This window comes from Maricaulis sp. (assembly GCF_048269565.1).
In the GTDB taxonomy this organism is placed as follows: Bacteria; Pseudomonadota; Alphaproteobacteria; order Caulobacterales; family Maricaulaceae; genus Maricaulis.
Window position 1 is genome coordinate 1 of the sequence record NZ_JBLXIK010000012.1, and the last position, 22638, is coordinate 22638.

At 64.0% G+C, this 22638-nt stretch carries 20 protein-coding genes and 1 tRNA gene; 8 read left to right on the forward strand and 13 right to left on the reverse strand.

The annotated features are described in order from the left end of the window. Positions 1 to 121: 121 nt before the first annotated feature. Positions 122 to 198, reverse strand: a tRNA-Ile gene (locus ACN0YL_RS14275). 69 nt (positions 199 to 267) lie between these two features. After that, complete coding sequence (locus tag ACN0YL_RS14280) at positions 268 to 2025, reverse strand: DUF2334 domain-containing protein (RefSeq protein ID WP_417498428.1); 1758 nt, start codon at positions 2023 to 2025, stop codon at positions 268 to 270. 230 nt (positions 2026 to 2255) lie between these two features. Between ACN0YL_RS14280 and ACN0YL_RS14285 the strand changes: the two genes are divergently transcribed. After that, complete coding sequence (locus tag ACN0YL_RS14285) at positions 2256 to 2945, forward strand: SIMPL domain-containing protein (RefSeq protein ID WP_417491177.1); 690 nt, start codon at positions 2256 to 2258, stop codon at positions 2943 to 2945. Positions 2946 to 2975: 30 nt separating this feature from the next. On the opposite strand, the gene panD is transcribed toward ACN0YL_RS14285, so the two are convergent. Then, positions 2976 to 3341: an aspartate 1-decarboxylase gene (gene panD / locus ACN0YL_RS14290; protein ID WP_417491176.1), complete on the reverse strand. Its 366-nt coding sequence runs from the start codon at positions 3339 to 3341 to the stop codon at positions 2976 to 2978. A gap of 198 nt (positions 3342 to 3539) precedes the next feature. Here panD and ACN0YL_RS14295 point away from each other — a divergent pair, with 198 nt between their 5' ends. The 3 genes from ACN0YL_RS14295 to ACN0YL_RS14305 all read left to right on the forward strand — a co-directional run bounded on the left by ACN0YL_RS14295 (position 3540) and on the right by ACN0YL_RS14305 (position 6119). Beyond that, on the forward strand, positions 3540 to 4238 hold the full coding sequence (locus tag ACN0YL_RS14295; protein ID WP_417498429.1) for a hypothetical protein: 699 nt from the start codon (positions 3540 to 3542) through the stop codon (positions 4236 to 4238). A 2-nt stretch (positions 4239 to 4240) separates the two neighbouring features. Next, positions 4241 to 5101 (forward strand): peptidoglycan DD-metalloendopeptidase family protein, encoded by an 861-nt coding sequence (locus tag ACN0YL_RS14300; RefSeq protein ID WP_417498430.1) that lies wholly within the window; start codon positions 4241 to 4243, stop codon positions 5099 to 5101. Between the two features lie 88 nt (positions 5102 to 5189). Beyond that, entirely contained in the window at positions 5190 to 6119 is a 930-nt protein-coding gene (locus tag ACN0YL_RS14305) for a DUF4349 domain-containing protein (protein WP_417498431.1), read from the forward strand. Positions 6120 to 6168: 49 nt separating this feature from the next. Here ACN0YL_RS14305 and ACN0YL_RS14310 read toward each other — a convergent pair whose 3' ends face one another. The 7 genes from ACN0YL_RS14310 to ACN0YL_RS14340 all read right to left on the reverse strand — a co-directional run bounded on the left by ACN0YL_RS14310 (position 6169) and on the right by ACN0YL_RS14340 (position 12861). Continuing rightward, complete coding sequence (locus ACN0YL_RS14310; RefSeq protein ID WP_417498432.1) at positions 6169 to 6591, reverse strand: secondary thiamine-phosphate synthase enzyme YjbQ; 423 nt, start codon at positions 6589 to 6591, stop codon at positions 6169 to 6171. A 2-nt stretch (positions 6592 to 6593) separates the two neighbouring features. Beyond that, the gene (locus ACN0YL_RS14315) at positions 6594 to 6881 is read right to left on the reverse strand and encodes a type II toxin-antitoxin system RelE/ParE family toxin (RefSeq protein ID WP_417491171.1); all 288 of its coding nucleotides are present in this window, start codon (positions 6879 to 6881) and stop codon (positions 6594 to 6596) included. Beyond that, the gene (locus ACN0YL_RS14320; RefSeq protein ID WP_417491170.1) at positions 6878 to 7195 is read right to left on the reverse strand and encodes a hypothetical protein; all 318 of its coding nucleotides are present in this window, start codon (positions 7193 to 7195) and stop codon (positions 6878 to 6880) included. Before ACN0YL_RS14320 ends, ACN0YL_RS14315 begins: the two co-directional genes overlap by 4 nt. Positions 7196 to 7359: 164 nt before the next feature. Continuing rightward, positions 7360 to 8214: a restriction endonuclease gene (locus ACN0YL_RS14325; RefSeq protein WP_417498433.1), complete on the reverse strand. Its 855-nt coding sequence runs from the start codon at positions 8212 to 8214 to the stop codon at positions 7360 to 7362. Continuing rightward, positions 8214 to 10349, reverse strand: a complete 2136-nt coding sequence (rpoD, locus tag ACN0YL_RS14330) for an RNA polymerase sigma factor RpoD (RefSeq protein WP_417491169.1) — start codon at positions 10347 to 10349, stop codon at positions 8214 to 8216. Before rpoD ends, ACN0YL_RS14325 begins: the two co-directional genes overlap by 1 nt. Before the next feature lie 51 nt (positions 10350 to 10400). Then, the gene (dnaG, locus tag ACN0YL_RS14335; protein ID WP_417491168.1) at positions 10401 to 12227 is read right to left on the reverse strand and encodes a DNA primase; all 1827 of its coding nucleotides are present in this window, start codon (positions 12225 to 12227) and stop codon (positions 10401 to 10403) included. 166 nt (positions 12228 to 12393) lie between these two features. Next, entirely contained in the window at positions 12394 to 12861 is a 468-nt protein-coding gene (locus tag ACN0YL_RS14340) for a GatB/YqeY domain-containing protein (RefSeq protein WP_417469749.1), read from the reverse strand. Positions 12862 to 13192: 331 nt separating this feature from the next. Here ACN0YL_RS14340 and carA point away from each other — a divergent pair, with 331 nt between their 5' ends. The 4 genes from carA to greA all read left to right on the forward strand — a co-directional run bounded on the left by carA (position 13193) and on the right by greA (position 19884). Further along, positions 13193 to 14365, forward strand: coding sequence for a glutamine-hydrolyzing carbamoyl-phosphate synthase small subunit (carA, locus tag ACN0YL_RS14345; RefSeq protein WP_417498434.1), 1173 nt, complete (start codon positions 13193 to 13195; stop codon positions 14363 to 14365). 39 nt (positions 14366 to 14404) lie between these two features. After that, the gene (locus ACN0YL_RS14350; protein WP_417498435.1) at positions 14405 to 15934 is read left to right on the forward strand and encodes a peptide ABC transporter substrate-binding protein; all 1530 of its coding nucleotides are present in this window, start codon (positions 14405 to 14407) and stop codon (positions 15932 to 15934) included. Positions 15935 to 16098: 164 nt separating this feature from the next. Then, positions 16099 to 19356 (forward strand): carbamoyl-phosphate synthase large subunit, encoded by a 3258-nt coding sequence (gene carB, locus ACN0YL_RS14355; protein ID WP_417498436.1) that lies wholly within the window; start codon positions 16099 to 16101, stop codon positions 19354 to 19356. A gap of 54 nt (positions 19357 to 19410) precedes the next feature. Next, positions 19411 to 19884, forward strand: a complete 474-nt coding sequence (greA, locus tag ACN0YL_RS14360) for a transcription elongation factor GreA (RefSeq protein ID WP_417469741.1) — start codon at positions 19411 to 19413, stop codon at positions 19882 to 19884. Positions 19885 to 19953: 69 nt separating this feature from the next. Here greA and ACN0YL_RS14365 read toward each other — a convergent pair whose 3' ends face one another. The 3 genes from ACN0YL_RS14365 to ACN0YL_RS14375 form a co-directional block, all read right to left on the reverse strand. Further along, on the reverse strand, positions 19954 to 20562 hold the full coding sequence (locus ACN0YL_RS14365) for a M23 family metallopeptidase (RefSeq protein ID WP_417491164.1): 609 nt from the start codon (positions 20560 to 20562) through the stop codon (positions 19954 to 19956). Between the two features lie 98 nt (positions 20563 to 20660). Further along, on the reverse strand, positions 20661 to 22223 hold the full coding sequence (locus tag ACN0YL_RS14370; RefSeq protein ID WP_417498437.1) for a M23/M56 family metallopeptidase: 1563 nt from the start codon (positions 22221 to 22223) through the stop codon (positions 20661 to 20663). Next, positions 22220 to 22630, reverse strand: coding sequence for a BlaI/MecI/CopY family transcriptional regulator (locus tag ACN0YL_RS14375; protein WP_417491162.1), 411 nt, complete (start codon positions 22628 to 22630; stop codon positions 22220 to 22222). The genes ACN0YL_RS14370 and ACN0YL_RS14375 overlap by 4 nt, the downstream gene beginning before the upstream one ends. Positions 22631 to 22638: the final 8 nt, after the last annotated feature.

Sequence of the window (22638 nt, forward strand, 5' to 3'; positions counted from 1 at the left end):
ATCGCCAAGCTGCACGACCCGCCATCGAACCCGCAGGGTTCGCAAGCGCGACCGCGCGCCGGCCGGTCAGGCCGCCCCATCGGAGGCGCGAGCGCAGCGAGCTGCCGTGAGATCAGGGAAATGGTAGGCCCGGAGGGACTCGAACCCCCAACCAAGCGGTTATGAGCCGCCGGCTCTAACCAGTTGAGCTACAGGCCCGCTCGACAAGCGAGGACGCCATCGATACTGCGTCTTGAAGCGCAGGCCAAGGCATTGCGGCAGGCTTTATCAGCCCGCCCGGGCGCGGCGGTGTTTCGGGCCGAGACTGAACACCACCAAATGGGCCAGCAGGACCAGCGCCAGGATGATGAGTTCGATCTGGTCGCGCAGCCAGAAAGCCGGGCTGCCGACCTCGGTCCAATAGGCCCGCGATGCGCGGGTCGTCTCGGAAGACCCGCCCAGCGGCGATCGCGCCGGGATGACCGCGGCGGCCACCTGCGGCGAGACAAACTCATAGCCCATCGCCTGCAGCGAACGCGTCAGTTCGGTCAGCCGCGCCGGGTCGAGATACCAGTGGAAGAAGAAGCTGGCATAGCTGTCGCGCAGCACCAGATTGCGCCGGGCCGTCTCGAGCATGGCCTCCATCGAGCGGCCATGGACACTGCCCTCCGGCGCCCAGTTGCCGAGCGTTTCGGGCAGGATGATATCGCCGCGGATATCGCGCACCGGATAGGGAAAGAATTGCTCGCTGAACAGGGTTGGATCGGCATCGCGGTCACCCGATGCTTCGCCACCGAAATACAGCACCCGCTCCAGCCGCGCCGGGAAGCGCTCGCCCATCGAGCGATAGGCCGATGGCGATGCCGCATAATGCGGTGAGGTGAAGAGCCAGGGCCGGGGCAGGCCCGCCATGTCCCAGTTGGCAAAGGCGAGGTCGAGACGCTCATCCCACATCGCGCCATCATCATCCGCCAGCGGGCCGAGCAGGTCGAAGCCACCGGTGGCATCCAGGCCAACGCGGAAGAATTCGTAATCACTGCCGCTGACACCGAAATTCGGATTGGGAATATCGCCATGCTGGTGCGTCTGACCATGCATGACCAGGGTGCCGCCGGCGCGGGCCATGTCGCGCAGGGCGCTGGCGAGATAGGGACGTTCATTGAGACTGAAGCGGCGCTCGCGGCCATTGGAATAGTGCCCGGCCGGATCGGCGAATGTATCATAGACGGTTGCGGCAAAGGGCACATCCAGCGCCTCGATGGCCGCCAGCAGTGTCCGGATCTGTTCCGGGTCGGCATTGGGGCCGATATCCTCGATCCGCATCAGGGCCTGGTGGACCTCCGGTGCGTCCGGCGCCAGGGTGCGCGACAGGATGTCGGCAAACACCAGATAGCGGTCATCCTCGCTGGCATAGGCCATCGGGCTTTCGCTGATCCAGGTCAGGGCGCCGGAGCGCAGCGCCCAGGGCGCCGTTTCGCCATCGGCGGCCTGCATCTGCGCCAGGACCTCGACGCGGTCCGGATCGGTAATGCGCACTTCGGCAACACGGTCGGTACTCAGCGGATTGCGCGTGAAATGTTCGCCGCGATAGACGACATCGTCAAAGACCTTGGTGGTCGCCGCCTCGGCGAGCCAGCCGACCTGCGCGGCGAGGCCCGGCGCTGCCGCCTGCAGGCTCGCCGGATCCGGCTGGATCCACATCGTGGTGCCTTCACCATTGATGGCATCGTCGATCAGGGCTGCGGGCAGGCTCTGGCCATAGGTCGAATTGACCACGATCAGGGCATCATGGCCGTCACGGTCATTGGGTTGATAGTCGGAGATCGCCGCCAGCGCCGCCTCGGCATGACGCCCGGCGAGATTGGCAATATTGACCGCATGCAACTCGCCCAGCGCGCGATCCTCGCCCTCATCGGGATAGAGCACCAGGACGCTGGAGCGCTGTGGCGCCGCAAGGGTTTCTGATTCGGCATTGATCTCCCCGTGCAGCGGGTAAACCAGTGCGCCCCAGAGCGCGGTCAGCAATATGGTCAGGCGAATAAGCATTCTCGGGCGTGCTCCCCAGCATCAGAAGCCCCCTTTCTCGCGGGCCGGTGCGTCGAAAGCTGGGTCCAATTACGCCGAGAATGCGGCAGGCAGCGGTCATTCCGCGGCGGGTTCGTTCAGGTTTCAGACAGCTTGGCTATGCCCCACTCGACTCGAAATGCTTACGGCCCGTGCGATATCGGCGTAACCTGCTGATGCTGCATGCCCACCCATCAACCAGGAGCCTGCCCATGATCCGCGCCCTTCTCGCCTCAACCGCGTTGCTCGCCATCGCCGCACCGGCCATGGCAGAGGATATCAATCCGACCCTGACGCTGTCGGCCTCCGCCGATGTCCAGATCGCCCCCGACCATGCCACCGTCCAGTCCGGCGTCGTCACCCGGGCCGCCACTGCGCAGCAGGCCGTGCAGGACAATGCCCGCGCCATGACCGCCGTGTTCGACGCGCTGCGCCGGGCCGGGGTTGGCGGCAATGATGTCCAGACCTCGCAATTGAGCGTCACCCCGGTCTATGCCGATCGCACCCAGGCCAATCAGAACCAGTATGAGATCATCGCCTATGAGACCCGCAATACGGTCTCGGCGAAGGTGCGCGACACCACCCGTGTCGGCAATGTGATCGACGCGATGGTCTCGGCCGGAGCCAATAATATCCAGAGTGTCAGTTTCGGCGCCGAGGACACATCCGCCGCCATGGACGAGGCGCGCCGCGAGGCGATTGCCAGCCTGCTGGCGCGCGCCGAGCTGTTCGCCGATGCGGCCGGGTTTGAATTGTGCGGCATCACCCGCATGAGCGAGGATTTCGCGCGGCCGGCTGCACCGATAATGATGGCACGGATGGAATCGAGCTCGACGCCGGTGGCCGCCGGTCAGCTCTCGGTGACGGCAACCGTCAATGCCGACTTCTGCATCGCCGACTGATCAACGGGGCCGATTGGTCTGTTGAAAGGATCAGGCGGCGTCCGGCTTGGCCATGACCCGGTTTTGCTCATCGAGCAGGATGACGACCGGGTCATAGGCTTCCGCCTCGGCGGCTTCCATGCCGGCATAGGCGACCACGATGATGCGGTCGCCGACCTGGGCCAGACGGGCTGCGGCGCCATTAATGCCGAACATGCGGCTGCCGCGCGGGGCCTCGATGGCATAGGTGGTGAAACGCTCGCCATTATTGATGTTGAGCACATCGACCTGCTCGAACGGCAAAATACCCGCCGCCTCGAGATAGTCGCGATCAATCGAGATCGAGCCTTCATAATGCAGGTCCGCCTGGGTCACGGTGGCCCGGTGCAGTTTGCATTTCATCATGGTGAGGCGCATCGCGCTCAACTCCGTACCAGATATTGCTGCACTGCACATACGTGTCCCGGCGCCCGATTTCAACGCCCGTGCACGGCATTTCTCACGCCGGGGCGGCCGGAAGATGAATGCGGGCCAACTCCCGGTTTCAATCAAGGTTCATGCAGGCGCCGGCAAAATAGTGTATCCTGAAGTCATCGAAAACGCGGAGTGTCCGGCATGCGCAAGTTTTTGACCCCCATGGCTCTGGCCCTGCTCGCCAGCAGCGGCACGCAGGCACAGACCTCTGCGCCGCCGCGCGACACCACACTCAGGCCGGTCGCCCAGCTCAGCCAGCCGGCCCTGCAGCGCCAGCCTGCCGCCGAGCCGGCCTCGCCGGAATCGCCGCGCACGGTGGCGATCGACTGGGACCAGGCCCGGGCCGATGCCCGGCGCCAGGCCAATATCAATGCCGAGATCGTTGCGGCTGCCCGTCTGGCACCGGAACTGCCGCGGCCGAGCAATCGCGATGCCGGCCAGGTCGCCAATACCCGCCTGCCGGTGCTGGTGCCCAATATGGCAAGCCTGAACGCAACACAGCCGCCCACCGTCCTGCTCTTCCCGCGCCCGGATTTCTACACGCTTTCCATCACGGGCGACGGGCTGTTGATCGAGGTCTTCGGCACACGCCTGGCCCACGCCGTCGCTCCTGACGCCATCACCGCCCGGCAATTGCGCGCCACCGATCCCGATGACCTGCGGGTCTCGGCGACGGAATACGGCCAGGTGGCCGACTTCAATCGCTATGGCGCCGCCTATACCGTGACGCTTGAGTGTGACAATCCGCAGGGCGATCCGCGCTGCGCCGATGACGTTCTGGTCCGCCATATCACCCGCTCGCTGGTGATCGCCGCCGGCTCGCCCGGCGAGGGAGGCTGACCATGTCGACCCGCGAGATAGAACGCGCCCTGGCTGCCGCCGTCGCTGCTGCGGGCATCGCCGCCATGATCTGGTGGCCCGCCGACAGCGAAAGCCCGGCTGAACCGGAGCCGGACGTTGAAGAAGCCGTGATCGAGGAAGTTGCCGACCCTGAGCCGGCTATCGAGGACGAGCCGGACCCCGAGCCGGTCATCGAGGAGGAGCCAGCCCCGCCGGTTCTGGACGATGCCGGTGTCGAATTCACCTGGATGCCGGCTGGCGACCTGATCGAGGAGTCCGGCACCGGCCAGACGCTGCAGATCAATTACGCGCCGGACATGCGCTTTCCGATCGAGGCCGGCCAGGCCTATGCCAACAGCCAGGTCTATAATTATGGCGGCTATCTCGGCCCCGCCGGCGGCCAGTGCAATGCCGCCAATTACGCCTATTCCTGGCGCGACAATTTCTGCGAGACGCGCGGCTACGGCACCCCCATGTGCCCGACCGGCCACGGTCACCAGGGCCAGGATATCCGCCCGGCGACATGCACCGACGGCGTCCACCAGGCCGTCGCCGCCGTTGACGGCACCATCACCTCGATCGGCAGCTATTCCGTGCGGCTGATGAGCGATGACGGTGTACGCTACACCTATCTGCATCTCGACAAGCCGAGCCTGCTGGTCGCAGCCGGCGACCATGTCACGCGCGGCCAGGTGATCGGCATGGTCTCGAACGAGTTCGGCGACACCGCGACCACCATCCACCTGCATTTCGAGATCCGCATGGCGGTCGATACCGGCAGCGGTATCGAGAACACCAATGTCCCGCCCTATCTGGCGCTGGTCGACAGCTATGAACGCCTGCTCGAGGGCGAGGACAGCTAGCTCTCTGCGCTTGCGTGCAAGCCATTAAACCGCAACAGTTTTTCACAACGCGCCGGCTGGCGGTGTGCTGCCTGAGGAGATGACTGGAATGACGATACGGATCTGGCTGGCCACCGGCCTGGCGGCCCTGGCGTTGAGCGCCTGCGAGGATGGCCCGCGCAATGAAAGTGAATATGGCGCAAGCACCGGCGGCTTCGCTGTCATGGACGAGGACCAGGCCATCGGCCGCGCCATGGCGCCGTCGCCGGCCCCGCCGCCTCCACCCTCCATCGATGCAGCGGCGCCCGAGAGTATCGAGCGGTTGATTGCCTATCGTTATGACTACCGGTTCGAGACCCCCGCCGCCGCCACTGCCGATCTGGTCGCAAGCCACCAGGCTGCCTGCACCGACGCCGGCGCCGACCAGTGCCAGATCGTCTCCGCGAATATCTATGATGACGGCCGCGGCGCCGTTTCCGCCAATGTGCAATTGCGCGCCAGCCCGGCCTGGGTTGGAAGTTTCCGGGGCGGCCTTGAAGCCGAACTGGAAACAGCCGGCGGCCGTATCCAGAACCAGTCACAATCGGCCGATGACCTCACCTCGGCCATCTATGACATGGAGGCCCGCCTGGAAGCCAAACGGGTGCTTCGCACGCGTCTGATCGCGCTGCTGGAGCGCGAGAATGCCAGTGTCGAGGAGCTGGTCCAGGTCGAGCGCGAGCTGGCCAATGTCCAGGGCGAGATCGAGGGCGCCGAAGCCCAGGTCCGCGTCATGCGCGGCCGCGTCTCGATGTCGACCCTGGCCCTGAACTACGCCTCGCGCGTCGAGGCCGTCAGTCCGGGCGCGTTCGATCCGCTGATATCGGCCCTGACCAATGTCTTCCGCGAACTCGCCACCGGCCTGGCCAATGTGATCACTTTTGCCGCCGGCTTCGCACCCTGGCTGCTGATCATCGTGCCACTGTTCTGGGCCCTGAGCCGCTGGCTGCGCGGCCTGTTGAAGGCACGGCGCGAAGCGAAAGCGACCAAGGCGGAATAGCAAGACCGAAGGCGTTGAGCCCTGGCCGGCACTGCGGTGCCGGTCAGCCTCACCCGCCCAGATGCAGCACGACTTCGCGCCGTTGCGGCCGGTCCCGGTGCTCGAACAGATAGAGCCCCTGCCAGGTCCCGAGCAGGAGCTCGCCATGCGCCACCGGAATCCCGATCGAGGTCTGGGTCAGCGCCGCCTTGATATGCGCCGGCATATCGTCCGGCCCCTCCGCCGTATGCGCCAGCCACGCCATCGACGGATCATCCCCATCGGGCACCAGCCGACGGAAAAACGCATTGAGGTCGCGCTGGACGTCCGGATCGGCGTTTTCCTGGATGGTGAGGGAGCAGGAGGTATGGCGGACAAAGACGGTGAGCAGGGCTTCCGCCGGATTATGTTCGGCAACGAAGCTTTGCGCCGCGCGGGTGAAGTCATAGAGGCCGGGGCCGGTGGTTGGGAGGGTGAGTGTGGTGAGGGGCATGTTCAGATACGGGTCTCACGACTGTGCCAGATGCGGAGGATGAGAAGTTCGTCGCTCTCGTCGACGATCGCATAGCGCATCACATACGCACCGGACCCGAATGGAACCAGCAACTCTCGGGCACCATGCGCCTGGGACGGCGCGCCGCGCCGAGGAAAATCCCGAAGCGTCTCGACAGCATGGATAATAGCTTGGGCGGCGCGGATCGAAGCATGAGGATTGTGAACGGCCAGAAAGACCCGCAGGCGCTCAAAATCCCCAAGCGCCTCGGATGAAAGAACAAGCTTCAAAGCTTCCTGACTGGGGGCGGCCCCTCATCGACCTTGCCCCAGCCTTCCAGCCAGGCCCGCGCTTCATCCCACGGCACGCCGAGGCGATTTTCACGGAACCCGGCAAGCCGTCTCTGATCCTCCTCGAGCACTTCGGGAGCCCACGCCCCGGTGCCGAGCGCCCGCTGTGCAGCGAGTTCGGCCGGCAGACCGGCCTCGTTGGCGGCGAGATCGGCAAGCAGTTCCGCAACCGTCATCTCTCGAGCAGTCGCCCGGGCCTCCAGCAAATCTGCTGTGGCCACGTCAATTTCAATCGATCTGAATTTGGCGTTCATAACCGCATTTTACGCCGTGAACCAAGGGCTGTCGACCGCGCAGCCGTTTCTAAGCAGGAGCCTGTAATCGTAGTTCGAAATTACAGAAACCCAATCACTGTCGATCATAGTCGCGTTGCAGTGATCTCGCGATGGAACTGTTAGGCCTCCCTTTCGGGCCGGACTCACTTGTGGCGCATATGCACCGGAAAAATGCTTCCAATCAATTCCTGCATTTTCGTGACAGGTCGAAATGAATATCCACCCAAATCCACCAACACCGAAAAGCAAATGAAATCTTCGAACTCGGAATATCCTGCGACTTCCCGCATTCCGTTCGGCAACTTTGTGTCCCTCACTGAGATCCGTTGCCCGCATGCCCCCAGATCGTAAGCGATCTCCGCATCGCAATCCGCTCCGTAGTGCTGGGTCAAACGTGTTGTTTGAAAATCGATAAGTTCCTCGATCGACTTTGCGGTGTCATCTTTCTTCCAGAACTGCAAATAGGCAACCACGCCGCTCGTACTTGCTTCTTCCAAGGTCTGGCCCCGGCGATACAAATAGCAGGGCGGTTGCCCCCGACCATAATTGCGGCCATCGACAACCCACCCGATCGGAGCCAAGACCACCACACCGCGGTCACCGTGATAAGGAATGGCACACTCAGCCTGAAACGGTGCGTATTCAAATAGCGGATATATATCCACTTCTATTCGCGGGGAGGCCGCTTCCGCGCGACGCTTGGCAGCATCGCTGAAGCCGACATTTGTGTAGAGAACGCCCTGATCTGCGCCTACGTCATCCAAGAAGCCCACAAAACTATCAACGTCTTTGACGTCGACCTTCTTAGAATAGAACTTGGCCTCAAACACGGTCACGATTTCGCGTCCGAATTTTTTTCGGCGCAGAACGATGTCCGCTTGCCGCTTAACGCCGGATAGACGCCCCTCTAGCTTCACGTCATGAAGGACTTTGGCGCCTTTGTATCGGACCTTTAGTTCCCCAAAGATGTCCTGCTCAAAAGATCGCCAAGCCTTCATCAGTTATCCAAAAAGCTCCGCAGCTTGCGGCTGCGGCTCGGGTGCTTCAGCTTGCGCAGCGCTTTCGCTTCGATCTGGCGGATCCGTTCGCGGGTGACCGAGAATTGCTGGCCGACTTCTTCCAGGGTGTGATCGGTATTCATGCCGATGCCGAAGCGCATGCGCAGGACGCGTTCTTCACGCGGGGTCAGGCTGGCGAGCACCCGTGTGGTGGTCTCTCGCAGATTGGCCTGGATGGCGGCGTCGATCGGCAGGATGGCATTCTTGTCTTCGATGAAATCGCCGAGATGGCTGTCTTCCTCGTCGCCGATTGGCGTTTCCAGGGAGATCGGCTCTTTCGCGATCTTCATTACCTTGCGCACTTTTTCCAGCGGCATGGCGAGCTTTTCCGACAGCTCTTCCGGGGTCGGCTCGCGGCCGATCTCGTGCAGCATCTGGCGCGAGGTGCGGACGATCTTGTTGATGGTCTCGATCATGTGCACCGGAATACGGATGGTGCGGGCCTGGTCGGCGATCGAACGCGTGATCGCCTGACGGATCCACCAGGTGGCATAGGTCGAGAACTTGTAGCCGCGGCGATATTCGAATTTATCGACCGCCTTCATCAGGCCGATATTGCCTTCCTGGATCAGATCGAGGAATTGCAGGCCACGATTGGTGTATTTCTTGGCGATCGAAATAACGAGGCGCAGATTGGCCTCGACCATTTCCTTCTTGGCGACGCGCGCTTCGCGCTCACCCTTCTGGACGGTGCGGACAATGCGGCGCAGGTCTTCGATCGGCACGCCGGCGCGCTGGGTCAGCTCGGCCAGATCGTCGCGGATCTTGGAGGCATCCACGCCTTCACGCTCGATAAAGCGCGTCCAGGCCTTCGATGTCTTGGCCATGGAGTTCGGCCAGTCCGGATTCAGTTCATTGCCGAAATAGCTGTCCATGAACTGGGCCCGCGGCACGCCATGGGCGTCGGCCATGCGCAGCAGCTTGCCTTCGAGCGACATGCGCTCCTTGTTGATGGCGTAGAGCTGTTCGACCAGAGCCTCGATGCGGGCATTGTTCAGGTGCATCGTGTTGAGATTGGTGACGATCGAATTCTGCAGTGCCTCGTATTTCTCGCGGCTCTGCTTGGTCAGGTCCTTGCCTTCGATACGCGCGGCAACGAGCTTGTCCTGCAGTTTGCGGAAGGCGATAAAGTCGGTCGAGATCAGGTCCAGCGTCTCCATGACGCCTTCGCGCAATTCCGCTTCCATCGCCGAGAGCGAGAGCGAAACGCCTTCGTCATCATCGTCGTCATCATCGTCATCAGACTTGGACGTGCCTTCGCCGTCCTCATCGTCTTCATCGTCATCCTTGCCCTTGGCAGCGTCTTCGGACTCATCATCCTCGTCGGCATCGGCGGACTTGGCATCGCCTTCAGCCGGCTTGGCCGCGCCCGGCGCATGCGGGGTTGGCGTCTCGCCCTCCTCGGCCGAGTCGTTCTCGTCGTCCTCGTCCTGGTTGGCCTCGGCCTGCTGGCTGCCATAGGTGGCGTCGAGATCGATAATGTCGCGCAGGAGGACTTCACCTTCGTGCAATTCCTCGCGCCAGACCATGATGGCCTCAAAGGTCAGCGGGCTTTCGCACAGGCCGCGGATCATCGCATTGCGGCCGGCCTCGATACGCTTGGCGATGGCGATTTCGCCTTCGCGGGACAGGAGTTCGACCGAACCCATTTCACGCAGATACATCCGCACCGGATCATCGGTACGGTCGGCAGAGGTCGGTGTGTTGAGGCCAGTGATGGCGCTCTTGGAGGCACCGGCGACCGCACGGGTCTCGCCTTCTTCCTCTTCGCCATCATCGTCATCATCGGACTCCGCGTCGCTGCCCTTGGCAGCGCCGGCGGTTTCCTTGTCGTCGTCGGCCTCGCTGTCATTGTCCACGACATTGATGCCCATTTCGGACAGCTGACCCAGCACGTCCTCGATCTGCTCGGACGAGAATTCCTCGCTCGGCAGCACCGCATTCAACTCGTCATGAGTGACATAGCCGCGCTTTTTGGCGACCTTGATCATGTTCTTGACGGACTGATCCGTCAGGTCCAGGAGAGGGCCGTCATGGTTTTCTGATGCGTCACCGGCTTCGGCGGGTTTGGTCATGTATTCGTCCCTGGTCGCGCCGCTGACAGGCGCCAATCGACAATATCCGTATCAGGAAGGCTCAGAACGGCTGGTTTCGCGTCGATAGGCTTCCACCAGCCGACGCACCCCTTCTGAATCATCCCTGCCAATTTCCTCGACCAGCCGCGCGCGAATTTCTTCACGACGATCAGTCGCTTCATTTCTTTCCATATAGGCAGCCGCGAGCTTAATCCAAGCTTCACTGCGCTGTTCGCTGGAAGCTTGCGCCCCGCCAATTGCCGCCCGCATCGGTCCCCGTTCACCGTCCAACCGCCTGAGCTCCGCCGCAAAGCCCGCTTCGACAAGCTTCGCGCGTAGCCAATCCGATTGCACAGACTGCCCAGAAGAGCAGGCGTCTAGAACGGTGTCGCGTAGAGAGTCAAGCGAACCGACGTTCAGATGCGCCAGGGTTTCGACCTGTTCCATCGCCAGTTCGGGCCATTCGATCACGGCCAGCAACAGTATTCGGGCATCGGCGGCGCCTGGATTGCCCCTGGCTGCGCGACGCAGTTCGGCACTCGGCCCGAGCCGCGGCAGGCCCTTTGCACCGCGCGGAACCCAGGGCGTGCGCTTCGGGGCGCTGCCGAATGCGGCCTCGATGCGGTTGTCGAATTCACGCTTGTATTCGGCACGGATATCCGGCTCGGCGATCTGGGCCAGCAGGGCGCGGATCCGGCGGCGGAAACTGGCGCGGCGATCGGGGTCATCGAGCGGTTCGACACCGATCTCGCGCTCCCACAGCAGATCGGCCAGCGAGCGGGTCTTCGTCAATACCTCGCGCAGGGCGCCGGCACCTTGCTCGCGCAGGATATCATCCGGGTCCTTGCCATCGGGCATGAAGGCAAAGCGCAGCGTGTGGCCGGCCTGCAGCAGCGGCAGGGCGCGATCGGCGGCCTTGAGTGCGGCCGCACGCCCGGCGCTGTCGCCGTCGAGACACATCACCGGCTCGCCACCGGCGCGCCAGAGCAATTGCAATTGTTCTTCCGTGATCGCCGTGCCCAGCGGGGCGACGCCATGCTCGAGCCCGGCCCGCGCCAAGGCGATGACATCAAGATAGCCCTCTGCCACGATCAGACCGCGAATATCGGCTTTCGGATCCGCGGCCGCCTTGCGCGCCTCGGGGAAGCGATAGAGCATCGAGCCCTTGTGAAAGATCGGCGTCTCCGGCGAGTTGAGATATTTCGCCTTCGCCTCGCTCGACAGCGCCCGGCCGCCAAAGGCGACCAGCCGGCCGCGCGGATCCCGGATCGGAAACATGATGCGGTGGCGGAAGCGGTCATAGGGCGAGCCATTGTCGGGCTCGATCAGCAGGCCGCACTCGACCAGATCACCGACCGGTGCCCCGGCCGTGACCAGCTCGTCCTTGAGCGCCGTGCGGCTTTCCGGGGCGTAGCCAATGCCGAAACGGACGCAATCCTCGCCGGAAAGCCCGCGCGATTTGAGGTAGCGGCGCGCATCCTCGGCCGCTGGCGTGCGCAGGGCGCGCAGATAGAAGGCCTGGGCGGCCTCCATCCATTCGACCAGGGATTTGCGATGCTGGGTGTTCTGTTGCGCCTGGGGATCGGGGGCCGGCAGGGAGAGCCCCGCCTCGCCAGCAAGCCGTTCGGCCGCCTCCATGAAGGAAAGGCCTTCCATCTCCTCCAGCCAGGTGAAGACGTCGCCATGCTTGCCCGAGGCAAAGCAGTGGTAAAAGCGTTTTTCGTCATTGACGAAGAAGGAGGGGGACCGCTCTTTCTTGAACGGCGACAGGCCGACGAATTCGCGTCCCTGGCGCTTCAGGCTCACCGTGCGGCCGATGAGGTCCGACGGGCGCACACGCGCCTTGATTTCGTCGATGAAGTCCTCGCCCAGACGCATGACAGTTCGGCAATCCTTCAAGGGCGCGGACAGGGACGCAAACGCCCGGCCGGGCTGCCCGCGATCCCGGTCGGCGTCATCATCATATATCGAAAGCCATGTTGCGCCGGAATAGCGCGCGCGTCACGCTTCAATAGCAAGCCACCCGGTCCATGACCGGTCCGGCTCAGACCGCGCCGGAGAGCAGGTCCTTGACCTTGGCACCGGCCTTGCCGAAATCCATCCGGCCGGCATAGCGGGTCTTCAGCTCGCCCATGCAACGGCCCATATCCTTGAGACCGGCCGCATCGAGTTCGGTGACGACGTCAGCCGCGGCGTCGGCAATCTCGGCCTCATCCATCGGAGTGGGCAGATATTCGCGCACGATTTCGGCCTCGGCCCGCTCGGCTTCAGCGAGATCGAGACGGCCGGCCTTTTCATAGGTGTCGGCGCTTTCCTCACGCTGCTTCAACAGCTTCTGCACGATGGTGAGGATTTCTGTGTCTTCGCAGCCGCAGCAACGATCTTCGGCGCGGGCCGCAATATCGCGGTCCTTCACGGCAGCAGAGATCAGCCGCAGCGTCGACAAGCGCAGCTTGTCCTGTGCTTTCAGGGCCGATTTCATATCGGTGGCGATTCGATCACGAAGGGACATGGTTCAGGCTACCGTTTCTGGCGCAGCAAAGCGCCCATTTTGTCAAAGATTTGATTTTGAAGTGGATTTTCTCAACGCCGCGGGTCTCTCGCCCCGGCTCGGGTCCATTGTCTTCCAGGCTCATCCTCGGAGCCGATTCTTGCGGTGCGAATATACGCCCGTTCCAAGCTGGGCGGAAATATGCTGTCTTTGCGAAAGAATCAAGACCAAACAGATATCGGCGTTTCGGGATTGACCCGGCCTGTCCGTCTGACTACCTACGCGACCGTTTGGCCGCCCGCGCGCCACGGCGCGTTTTCCCGCACGGCAGACCGGCTTCAGGAGCACAGCCATGTCCCAGACCACACAGCCCAACCCGACCGGAGCCCTCGCGCTCGCGGATGGCAGCGTCTTCGTCGGACAGGGGTGTGGCGCCTCGGGGATCGCCATCGGCGAGTTATGTTTTAATACCGCGATGACCGGACACCAGGAAATCCTCTCCGATCCCTCCTATTCCGGCCAGGTCGTCTGCTTCACCTTTCCCCATGTCGGCAATGTCGGCGCCAATAGCGAGGACGATGAAGCCGCCAGCGCCCCGGCCCGTCACGCCGCTGTCGGCATGGTCAGCCGCGCTCCGATCACGCCACCCGCCAATTACCGCGCCACGGAAAGCTTCGGCGAATGGCTGCGCACGCGCGGCATCATCTCGCTGACCGGCGTCGACACCCGCGCGCTGACCCGCCGTATCCGCGATCACGGCATGCCGATGTGCGCCGTCGCCCATGACCCGTCCGGCAATATCGATATCGAAGACCTCAAGGCCAGCGCCCGCGCCGCCGCCTCGATGGAAGGCCTCGAACTGGCCGGCGCCGTCGCGCGTGAGACCGGCGGTGAGTGGAGCGAAGGCGCCTGGGGCTGGGGTGCCGGCTTCTCCGAAGGTCCCGCCGAAGGCCCGCGCGTCGTGGTGCTCGATTACGGCGTGAAGGCGAATATCCTGCGTCTGCTGGTCTCGGCCGGCGCCCGCGTTGCGGTCCTGCCCGGCAATGCCACCGCCGAGGATGTGCTCAAGCTCTCGCCCGATGGCATCGTTGTCTCCAACGGCCCCGGCGATCCGGCTGCGACCGGCGAATATGCGCTGCCGACCCTGCGCACGCTGATCGACAGCAATATCCCCATCCTCGGCATCTGCCTGGGACACCAGATGCTGGCCCTCGCCCTGGGTGGCCGCACCGTCAAGATGCCGCAGGGCCATCACGGCGCCAATCACCCGGTCAAGAATCACGAGACCGGCCAGGTCGAGATCGTGTCGATGAATCACGGCTTCGCCGTCGATGGCGCCAGCCTGCCCGAGGACGCGGTCGAGACCCATGTCTCGCTGTTCGATGGCAGTAATTGCGGCTTCCGCCTCACCGGCAAACCGGTCCAGGCCGTCCAGCACCACCCGGAAGCCTCGCCCGGCCCGCAGGACAGTTTCGGCGTGTTTGACCGCTTTGTCGGCTCGCTCAAGGTCAGCGAACCGGCCTGAGCCCCTTCCCTCACGCCCAAATCACGGCAAGATGGCGCGATGTTGAACCGTCGCGCTCTTCTCGCTGCCTCCGCCGCTACCGGCCTCGCCGCCTGCGCCCGCATCGACAAGCCTGACGGGCTGCTACGCGTCGCGATCGAGACCCTGCCCGACAGTCTCGATCCGGCGCTGGGCGAATTTGCTTCGGCGGCGCTGGTCTACAAACAGATCCATGCCGGCCTGACCGATTATGCCAGCGACGGGAGCGTCGCGCCGGGCATTGCGACCCGCTGGCGCGTCGCGCCTGACGGGCTGAGCTGGGTCTTCACCCTGCGCGAGGATGCGCGCTGGTCGGACGGGCATCCCCTGACGGCTCAGGATGTGGTCTGGTCGGCCCGGCGCCTGGTCAATCCGCAGCAGAGCTTTGCCAATCTGGGCGATTTCTTCGCCGTCGCAAATGCCCGCGCCGTGCTGGCCGGCGAAATGCCGCCGGAAGCGATGGGCTTCACGGCGCTGGACGATCACACGGTCGAGGTCCGGCTCGACACACCGCTCGGCCTGTTGCCGACCCTGATGCGCGAATTCTACCCCTTCCCGCGCCACGCCATTGAAGCGCATGGCCGCGACTGGATCCGGCCGGAAAACATCGTCACCGCCGGCGCCTATACCGTCACCGCGACGAGCCAGATGAGCCTCGATCTGGCGAAGAACCCGCATTATGCCGGCGCGGCAGGTGTCAGCATCGGGCGCATCCGCATCGATGCCGTGCGCGATGCCGGCACGAGAACCCGCATGTTCCGGGCCGGCGAATATGATCTCGCAGAGAAACCGCCCGGCAATCAGATCGGCTATTGGCGCGAGCGGCTCGGCGACCGGTTCCGCAGTTTCGACGCGCCGATCCTGCGTTATCTCAAGGTCAATCATGCCCGTCCCGGGCTGGACACAGCGGCGGCGCGCCGGGCGCTGTCAGTGGCGATTGATCGCGGCTTCATCGCGGCGAACTTCTTCGACAACACGGCGCGTGCCACCCATCGCATCATCCCGGAGGACGGCGAAGCGCTCGATCCGGTCGATCTGCACGGCTCGCGCCTGCGCCCGACCATTGATCCGGAACTGCCGCGCCGCGTCGAGATCCGCACCGTTCCCGGCGTCAGCGAACAGATCGCCATCGCCATCGCCGATGACTGGCGCCGCGTCGGCGTCGAGGCGGAACTGCTGGTCAGCTATCCGACCGATCTCTACCAGGCGATCGATAGCGGCGATTTCGACGTCGCGGTGGCCAGCTTCAATCGCGGGCTCAAGGCCGACCCATTCTTCATGCTCGACCCGTTTGTGTCCGGCGGCTTTGCGGCGAATTTCAACTGGGACAATCCCGATTTCGCCGCCGAGATGGAGCTGGCGCGGCGCGAGAGCGATCCGGTGGTCCGCGCCATCGCCTATCGCGCCGCCGAAGCGATATTGATCGCCGACCAGGCCGTCATCCCCCTCCTGCACGAGCGCGCCCACTGGCTGGTCAGCGATCGCATTGCCGGCACGCGAGCTGATGTGCAGCCCATGCTGTGGCGCGATCTGGGGCTGGCAAACGCCTGACCGGCATCCGCCGTCAACGGATTACATGCGAAGCCTCACATAAAGTCTCGCCATGGCGGTGATTCCCGGTTAGGAACCCGCTTCAGCACTAAATCATTCCGTCCGCCCGACGCTGCCCCTCGCAGCGGCAGGTCGGACGCGCGCGCACGTGAGACTGGAACCCCATGCCCAAACGCACCGACATCAAGTCCATCCTGATCATTGGCGCCGGTCCGATCGTCATCGGCCAGGCTTGCGAATTCGATTATTCCGGGGTGCAGGCGGTCAAGGCACTCAAAGCCGAGGGCTACCGGGTGATCCTGGTCAACTCCAATCCGGCCACCATCATGACCGACCCGGAACTGGCCGATGCGACCTATATCGAGCCGATCACGCCGGAAATGGTCGCCAAGGTGATCGAGATCGAGCGGCCCGACGCCCTGCTGCCGACCATGGGCGGCCAGACGGCGCTCAACTGCGCCCTCGAGCTCGACAAGCGCGGCGTGCTGGAGCTGTTCAATGTCGAGATGATTGGCGCCAAAGCCGATGTCATCGACAAGGCCGAGAACCGCCAGCGCTTCCGCGCCGCGATGGAAGAGATCGGTCTGGAAAGCCCGCGCTCGGCTGTCGTCCACTCGATGGAGGAAGCCGAGGCGGCGATGCTCGAGATCGGCCTGCCGACCATTATCCGCCCCTCATTCACGCTCGGCGGCACCGGTGGCGGCATTGCCTATAATGTCGAGGAATACCGCCTGATCTGCCAGAGCGGGCTCGATGCCTCGCCGGTCGATGAGATCCTGGTCGAGGAAAGCATTGTCGGCTGGAAGGAATACGAGATGGAGGTCGTCCGCGACACGGCGGACAATTGCATCATCATCTGCTCGATCGAGAATATCGATCCGATGGGCGTCCATACCGGCGATTCCATCACCGTCGCCCCGGCCATGACGCTGACCGACAAGGAATACCAGATCATGCGCTCGGCCTCGATCGCCGTGCTGCGCGAGATCGGCGTTGAGACCGGTGGCTCCAATGTCCAGTTCGCCGTCAATCCGGCCGACGGGCGCATGGTCGTGATCGAGATGAATCCGCGCGTCTCGCGCTCCTCGGCCCTGGCCTCGAAAGCGACCGGCTTCCCGATTGCCAAGGTCGCCGCCAAGCTGGCCGTCGGCTACACGCTCGACGAAATCGACAATGACATCACCAAGGGCGCGACCCCGGCCAGTTTCGAGCCGACAATCGATTATGTCGTCACCAAGATCCCGCGCTTTGCCTTCGAGAAATACCCCGGCGCCGAAGCAACGCTGTCGACCTCGATGAAGTCGGTCGGCGAAGTGATGGCGATCGGCCGCACCTTCCAGGAAAGCATGCAAAAGGCGCTGCGTTCGCTGGAGACCGGCCTGTCCGGCTTCGACGATATGGACCTGCCCGGCGTCGAAGAAGCCGTTGATGAAACCGCCCGCAAACAGGCCGTGCGCGCCGCACTGGCGATCCCGAGCCCGGACCGGCTGCTGGTGATCGCCCAGGCCTTCCGCGAAGGCCTGTCACTTGATGAGGTTCGCGCGGCCTCGCTGTATGAGCCCTGGTTCCTGCGCCAGATCGAGGAGATCGTGCTGACCGAGGGCGATGTTGCCACGCTCGGCCTGCCGACCGATGCGACCGCCTTCCGCGCCCTCAAGGCGATGGGCTTCTCCGATGCCCGCCTGGCGCAGCTGACCAAGCAAGACGAGACGACCGTCCGCCGCGCCCGGCGCGCGCTGGGCGTGCGGCCCGTCTTCAAGCGCGTCGATACCTGCGCCGCCGAATTCGCCTCGCCGACGCCCTATATGTACTCCTGCTATGAAACGCCGGCCTTTGACGGCACGGCCGAATGCGAATCCGAACCGACAGCGCGCCGCAAGGCGATCATCCTCGGTGGCGGACCCAACCGGATCGGCCAGGGCATCGAATTCGATTATTGCTGCTGCCACGCCGCCTTTGCCTTCGCCGACTTGGATATCGAATCCATCATGGTGAACTGCAATCCGGAAACCGTCTCGACCGATTACGACACCGCCGACCGGCTGTATTTCGAACCGCTGACCATCGAAGACACGCTGGAACTGATCGAGACCGAGCGCTCGAACGGCACCCTGCTCGGTGTCGTCGTCCAGTATGGCGGCCAGACGCCGCTCAAGCTGGCCAGTGAACTGGAAGCGGAAGGCGTGCCCATTCTCGGCACCGCGCCGGACGCGATCGATCTGGCCGAAGACCGTGAGCGCTTCAAGGCATTGCTCAACCAGCTCGATCTGCGCCAGCCGCCCAATGTCATCGTCCATTCCGAGGACGAGGCGCGCGCCGCGGCCGAGCAGCTTGGCTTCCCGCTGGTGCTGCGCCCCTCCTATGTGCTCGGTGGCCGGGCGATGGAGATCATCCGCGAGACCGACAGCCTGGAACGCTATCTGCGCGACGCCGTCAATGTCTCGGGCAAGTCCCCGCTCCTGCTCGACCGCTATCTCACCGATGCCGACGAGGTCGATGTCGATGCGATCTGCGATGGCGAGACGGTCTGGGTTGCCGGCGTGATGCAGCATATCGAGGAAGCCGGGGTCCATTCCGGCGACAGTGCCTGTTCCCTGCCGCCCTACTCCCTGTCGAAGGAGATGATCGCCGAACTCAAGCGCCAGACCGTCGCCATGGCGATGGCGATCGGCGTGAAGGGCCTGATGAATGTCCAGTTCGCGGTCAAGGACGGCGATATCTTCGTGCTTGAGGTCAATCCGCGCGCCTCGCGCACCGTGCCCTTCGTCGCCAAGGCGATCGGCCACCCCGTCGCCAAGCTCGCGGCCAAGGTGATGGCCGGCGCCCGGCTGGCCGATTTCGGCCTCAAGGATCCGGCACCGAAACACGTCTCGGTCAAGGAAGCCGTGATGCCGTTTGCGCGCTTCCCCGGCGTCGATCCGGTGCTCGGGCCGGAAATGCGCTCGACCGGCGAAGTGATGGGCATCGACACCTCGTTCGAGGCCGCCTTCGCCAAGGCCGAACTGGGTGCCGGCATCCACCTGCCGCGCAAGGGCAGCGTATTCATCTCGCTGCGCGAAGGCGACAAGGCGGCGATGATCGAACCGGCACGCGTGCTGGCCATGCTCGGCTTCACCATCCTGGCGACCGGCGGCACAGCAAAGACCTTCGCCGATGCCGGTGTGCCGGTGACGCGGGTCAACAAGGTGTTCGAAGGCCGGCCGCATATTGTCGACCTGATGAAGAATGGCGAAGTCCAGCTGATTTTCAACACCACGGAAGGCCGGCAATCGCATCTCGACAGCTATTCGATCCGCCGCAGCGCGTTGGAGACAAAAATTCCTTGTTACACAACCGCTTCGGCTGCCCGGGCCGCCATCATGTCGATGCGCCGCATTGAAGAAGGCGCCCTTGAACCACGGGCTCTGCAAACCTACTCTTGATGGCATGCAGCTCTGGCGCTAGCCTATTTTTATTTCCCGTAGTTAAGTGGTCGCATGAACAAGATCCCCATGACCGTCGCTGGGCAAAAAGCCCTCGACGAAGAACTGAGACGTCTCAAAAGTGAAGAACGCCCGGCGGTGATCGCGGCGATCGCAGAGGCACGCGAACACGGCGATCTCTCCGAGAACGCGGAATATCATGCGGCCAAGGAGCGCCAGGGCTATATCGAAGGCCGGGTGCAGGAGCTTGAGGACAAGCTTGCGCGTGCCCAGGTGATCGATGTCACCAAGATGGGTGGCTCCACGGTCAAGTTCGGCGCCACCGTCACCGTGCTCGATGAAGACACGGAAGAAGAGGCGACCTATCAGATCGTCGGCGAAGACGAAGCCGATGTGCATGCGGGGAAGATTTCGATCTCCTCGCCGATCGCACGCTCGATGATCAACAAGGAAGTCGGCGATGTCGCCGAGGTCAATGCGCCGGGCGGGCTGAAATCCTACGAGATCATGAAAGTCGAGTGGGGCTGAGCCCTTCGCAAACCAGATAATTTCAGAACGGCCGGGGCGATGCTCCGGCCGTTTTCGTTGGCGGCAGGCTCAGTTAAGACGCCTGAGATAGTCCGCCGGATCAACGGGCTCGCCTTCATGGCGCAATTCGACATGGACATGCGGGCCGGTCGCATTGCCGCTGGTGCCGATCCGGCCGATTTCCTCACCGCGGCGAACCCGCTCGCCGACCCGGGCCTCGGCCTCGGAGAGGTGGGCATACAGGCTGAGCCAGCCATCGCCATGGTCGATTGCGACCAGCAATCCCCAAAGCGATGAGCCGCGATATCCGCGGCCGGCATACACAATCTCGCCGCCGCTGGCCGCCCGCACGGGCGTGCCATAGGGCGCTGCGAGATCGATACCGCGATGCCTCGCGATCCGGCCGTCACCGCGCAGGCGATCATCGCCATAGACGCTGTAGACAACCGCATCGGCAACCGGAATCGCGAAGCGTGGTGTATCGGGGTGACCGGGCGCGTTCGGAGGGTTCGTCGCGGCCGCATAGACCCTGCCACAGGCTTGTAGCAACACGACCAGCGCGAGGCTGACCAGCAAGGCGGTAACAAGGACACGCACGGTCCGCACCCGGATGCGATCCCCGCCGGGGCCGGGCTGGACCTCCGAATAGACCAGTGTGAGCAGACGCCGCCATTCCATGCTTGGCAATATGGCAGATTTTTATGACCAGAACATGCCTGCGGCCCGCGCCCGTTGGCCAAAGCCGGGTGCGGGCCGCAATCAGGGGCGAATCAAGCTCAGCGCAGCCCCGGCACGATGCCCGCCGGATCAACCCGTTCGCCATCATGATGCAGTTCGACATGCACATGCGGGCCGGTCGAGGCGCCGGTGGTGCCGACGGTGCCGATCTGATCGCCAGCAGCAACAGCCTGGCCCGGCTCGACATTGATCGTGTCCAGATGCGCATAAACAGTCGACCAGCCATCGCCATGGGCGATCTCGATCGTATTGCCCCAGCGCTCCGAGCCCTGATAGCCCATCTCGGCATGGATCACCGTGCCAGCGCCGGGCGCAGAAATGGCGGCCCCGGTCGACGCCGCGATATCGGTGCCGCCATGAAAGACCGGCGAGCCAGCAGGCCGGGCCGGACGGGGGCCGTAGACGCTGGTGACGCGGCCATCGAGAACCGGCCGCGGCAAATCCGGGGCGCCTGACGGGACGGTTGGAGCAGCGGGCGTCGACAGCGGGGCAGCAGCGGTCGCCATCACCGGCGCGACGGCGGACACGGGCGCCAGGGCCGGCCCCGCGGCAGGTGCGGTCGCTGGGTTGGCAGGTTGCGCCACGACGACCGGCGCCAGCTGGTCAACCGGAGCGCTGGCCAGTCGCCGTGGTGTGATAACGCTCTGGGCACCGGCCACGGGGATGGCGAGCAGCAACAGCGCCACCGCGGTCAGCACGGAATGGCGACCGGGATGGCCGCCGGAAAGAATAGCCTTGATACGCATTTCCCGATGTCTCCTGTCATGAGGGCCAAAGGCGGAGACCGGCTGGGCCGTGCTCCGCATCGTTTCAATCAATGCCGCGGCATAGGCTTTGCGCTCGGTTTGGCCTAGCGCCTCTATCGCATCCCGGTCGCAGGCGAGTTCCCGGGCCGCGTCGAGCTCGCGTTCGATCTGCCGCAGCGGCCAGTTGAACCAGAGCAGGATGGTCAGCGCCGAGCCCAACAACCGGTCGCGCTCATCACCGCGCCGCAAATGGCAGAGCTCATGCACCAGAGCATGGCGCGCCAGATCGGGCGTACGCAACAGGCTTTCCGGGGCGACAATCACGCCGCGCCAGCCAGTCAGGAAGGGCGAAGTGGCGCGCGGGCAGAGGCGCATGTCCGGTGAGCGAACTCCCAGCTTCCCGGCTTCGCGGTCCAGCAGCAGACGTTCGTGGCGATCTGCTGGCCGGCCATGTGCCAGCACGGTGCGGCGGAGGTGATGACGGCGCAGGGCCAGCAGCAGCGCCACCGCCAAACCGAGCATATAGGCAACCACCAGCCAGAGCTCCAGCGTCGGCAAGGCGCGTGAGCTGGTCGCGAGCGGCCGGAGATGCTGCACCGCGCCGGTTGTCGGCAAGCTCAAATCCGGCTCATCAAGAAATTCCAGGACTGGCGGCACGGGCCGGGGCTGCGGTACTGCATACAGTACCGGTGCCAGGACCAGCGGCAGGATCGCGACCAGACGCGCGCTGCGCCAGAGCTTCGGCGCGGCCTGACAGGCGCGGCGCGCCAGGATGGACGCCGCCAGCCAGGCCAGACCGGCTGCGGGCAAGCTCAACGCGGCGCCGAGCATGACAGCTGTGAGGAGACCGTTCATCCCTGATCCTCCCCGTTTTCATCTGTGGCTGCCTCCTCCTCCAGCAAACGCGTCAGTGCCGCCGCCTCGTCCTCGGAAAACAGGCGGCTATTGGCGAAGGCCGTGGCCGGGAGCGGGCCGTCGAGATCGAGGACATTGGCGGCGAAGTCGCGGATCATCTGCCCCATCAGTGCCACCTTGCCGACCTTGGCCCTGAACACCGACAGCCCGTGCACATCGGCGCGTTCGACCAAGCCCTTCTCGGTCATTCGCGTAATCAGCGTGCGCGTCGTCGAATAGGACCAACCGGTCTCGCTCTCGATCCGGGTATGGACCTCGCGGGCGCTCTGCTGACCGGCCGCCCACAAATGCTTGAGAACGGCCAGCTCAGCCGGTGATGGCGCGGATTGGGTGGCGGATCGGGTCATGGCATCTC